The 2,922-nt window shown below is 67.1% G+C and carries 3 protein-coding genes; all 3 read right to left on the bottom strand.

Annotated elements, in window-relative coordinates; all coding sequences use genetic code 11:
- Positions 1 to 849 precede the first annotated feature (849 nt).
- Positions 850 to 1,854: an IS110 family transposase gene (locus VIM19_07095; protein ID HEY5184660.1), complete on the bottom strand. Its 1,005-nt coding sequence runs from the start codon at positions 1,852 to 1,854 to the stop codon at positions 850 to 852.
- Complete coding sequence (locus VIM19_07090) at positions 1,821 to 2,324, bottom strand: hypothetical protein (protein ID HEY5184659.1); 504 nt, start codon at positions 2,322 to 2,324, stop codon at positions 1,821 to 1,823. Before VIM19_07090 ends, VIM19_07095 begins: the two co-directional genes overlap by 34 nt.
- Positions 2,308 to 2,922: ATP-binding cassette domain-containing protein (locus VIM19_07085; GenBank protein ID HEY5184658.1), on the bottom strand; the 615-nt coding region annotated here is incomplete at its 5' end. The genes VIM19_07085 and VIM19_07090, both read right to left, overlap by 17 nt.

Genomic DNA, 2,922 nt, shown 5'->3' with positions numbered 1-2,922 from the left:
GACCCGTCTCGGACAGGTCCGTTGGTTTCGTGCCGCGTCTATCTGGGCGGAGTGGGGCGCCCATAGTGCCGGAATAGCAGCCACCGTCGTCCTGCAACACCCGAACGTCGACGGCGTCCTCGGCGCTCGGGACGTCAGCTTTCAGATGCCACTCCCCCGTCTATTCTGGCTCCATCCGCCATGCTGGATGCCTCCGAACGGACCAAGCGGCGCGGCCCCAGGAGACTGAGGCAGCCTGAAAGTTCGTGTGGCACATTTGTGGCACACAAGGGTGAGAAACGCCGGTCAGCAAGGTCAGCCAGTGTCAAGCAACCAAGCACGAAACGGCCTATCTTGGGCCCTTCATGCGGGATCCTGTCGCACTCATAATCCGTCGGCCGTCGGTTCAAGTCCGACCTGCCCCACTGGTGTTTCCGCAGGTCATCCCTGAAGGAACGGGGCCGTGTCAAGACTCTGGTGACCTCAGATTTGGGCTGTCTTCGACCGCGGCGCACACGTCGAAGTAGGCGTCGGGGTCAAGGCTCGGGCGGAGACCGACCGCGTAGCGGCCGGAGGGCCTTGAGGCTGGCGCCGTGGTCGACGCATGATGTGGGCGGCGGAGACAGTTGGGTGGGGGCGGTTCCTCACGGTGAGAACGGGTTTGGTGGTGTGCTCGTCAGGGCCGGGTGTCCCGGCTGGGTGGGCAGGCCCAGGTGGGCTGCCGGTCATCCCTTCGCCGCGGCAGGGGCGGCATGATGGGGTGCGCGGTGCATCTGGCCGGTGGGGTCAATCACAAAGGGACGACCTCGCCGCAATGGGGGTCATGACCTGCACGACCCGCACCGACCAGGGAAAGACCGGGGATGGTGTTCATGCCACCCTCGGCCGATGTTCTAAAGCGCGAACGTGACCGTCGCGCAGGGCATAGAAGACGAACTCCAGCTGGCGCCTGGCAGCTGCGACACTGCCGATGTTGCGGCCGCGGCGCTCGGCGACCCGCTCGCGCAGGACCCCTGCTGGGCTGGCTGCCGGGATCCGTTTGACCGATTCGATCGCCGCCCAGCGGACGAGGCGGGAGCCTTGCTTGGTGATCCGTCCCCGGTGGACGTGGGTGTCGGACTCGTGATGTTTGGGGGTCAGCCCGGCCCAGCAGGTCAGCTTCGGCGCCGAGGAGAACCTGGTGATGTCGCCGATCTCGGCGACAAACACCGCCCCCAGGGTGGGACCGATGCCGGGGATGTTCTGGACCGCGGTGTAGCCCGGCTCGTGGGCCATCCGGCCGCGGACCATCCCGGCAAACAGGTCGATCTCGAAGTCCAGGTCATCCATCAGCCGGCGCAGCGAGGCGATCCGGGCCGCGTACGGGGCCGGCAGCTCCAGCCCGTCCAACAGCTCGGTGCCCCACCCCCCGAACAGGTCGCTCATCACCACCTGCACCCCGCACTTGGCCAGCACGGCGTGAACCTCGGCCTTGCAGTGAGAACGCAACCCGACCAGCTTGGCCCGGTGACGCACCAGCTCACGCAGCTCTCTGGTCGCCGGCGGTGCGATCCACGCCTCGGGAAGGCGACCCATCCGCAACAAGTCCGCCAGGTCCGTAGCGTCGCGAACGTCGTTCTTGACCCGGCGGTACTCAAAGGCCTTGACCCCCAACGGGTGAGCCAGGTGCACGCTGGCACCACCGGCCTGCAACGCATCCACCGCCCAGTACCAGCCGTAGGTGGCCTCCAACACCACCTCCGGGCACTCACCAGCCCGCGCCAGCACCGACGCCAACCGCTCGACGTCATTGACGATCCGCACCGTCTCGAGCACCTCACCACTCACCGTGGTCCGGACGATCACCGTCCGGCGACGGTGCAGATCGATTCCCACATACTGCTTTCCTGCATACGCTTCCATTTAGGGGCCTCCTTGCCCTCTCGTACGCGACTTGGATACTCCCAAGCATCCCCGCTGGGAGGCGCCGTTGGGAGCGGGAGGAGGCCCCGCTCCTTCATCGCATCACGCGCGACCAGGGCGGGCGCCTGGGAGGCTACGAAGACCGAGATCACCAGCTGGGTGATCATCGAGTAGCGGGGGTAGGGGATGGGTTGCTTCTCCAGCCCTGCCTGGACCACGACCGCGACGACGATCAAAGCCGGCAGCAGCATCATGATGAACAAGAGGACCGGGAGCACCTTGGACTTGGTGGACCGTCCCAGCCCGTAGCAGTTGCGCAGGCCCGTCACGTACAGCGACCGGGCGACGCTCAGCTCACCGAGGCGCGGTCCGGCGTACGGGCGGTACCCGATGTCGTGGATGGCTGCACGCGGCGCGGCCGGGCGTTCAGACGGGCTGGACATGACCAGCACCCCCTTCGCGGAAGACATCCTCGATGTGGTGGTGCCCCTGCTGGAGGCGCACGAGGCCGAGCTCCAGGTCGGCGGCGACATCGCGGATCACGTCGTGGACGCGGTCGTCGCCGGAGTCGACCTCGATCAGCTGGCCCCGCAGTCGGGCTTGCAGCCCCGCGGCAGCCAGAGCGCTGTGCATCCGATCCTGAGCATCGCCCGGACCGGAGACCTCAATCAGCAGAAGCCCAGTCGCATGTGTGAACTCGGACGTCGCGGAGGACCGGAGCAGGCGCCCCCCATCGAGCACGACGACGTGGTCGCTGATCCGCTCGAGCTCACCGAGCAGGTGCGACGTCACGAGAACAGCGATGCCGAACTCCGTGCCGATCTTGCGGACCAGCTCGAGCATGTCGTCACGCGCCGCCGGGTCCAGACCGTTGGTGGGCTCATCGAGCAGCACCAGCTGCGGGTCGTGAACCAGGGCCTGGGCCAGCTTGACCCGCTGTTTCATGCCGGTGGAATACCCGCCCATGACGCGGTAACGCTCCTCGGACAGCCCGACATGGCGCAGATGTCCGGGCTTCCCCACGCGGCAGCCCGCGAGCGC

This window comes from Actinomycetes bacterium (assembly GCA_036510875.1).
Taxonomy (GTDB): Bacteria; Actinomycetota; Actinomycetes; order Prado026; family Prado026; genus DATCDE01.
Note: the sequence above shows the minus strand (reverse complement) of the source record. Positions and strands in the feature narration are given on the sequence as shown.

Excerpts from the sequence above, each read along its gene's own strand:
- VIM19_07090 (HEY5184659.1), bottom strand. The coding sequence starts at position 2,324 with ATGTCCAGCCCGTCTGAACGCCCGGCCGCGCCGCGTGCAGCCATCCAC.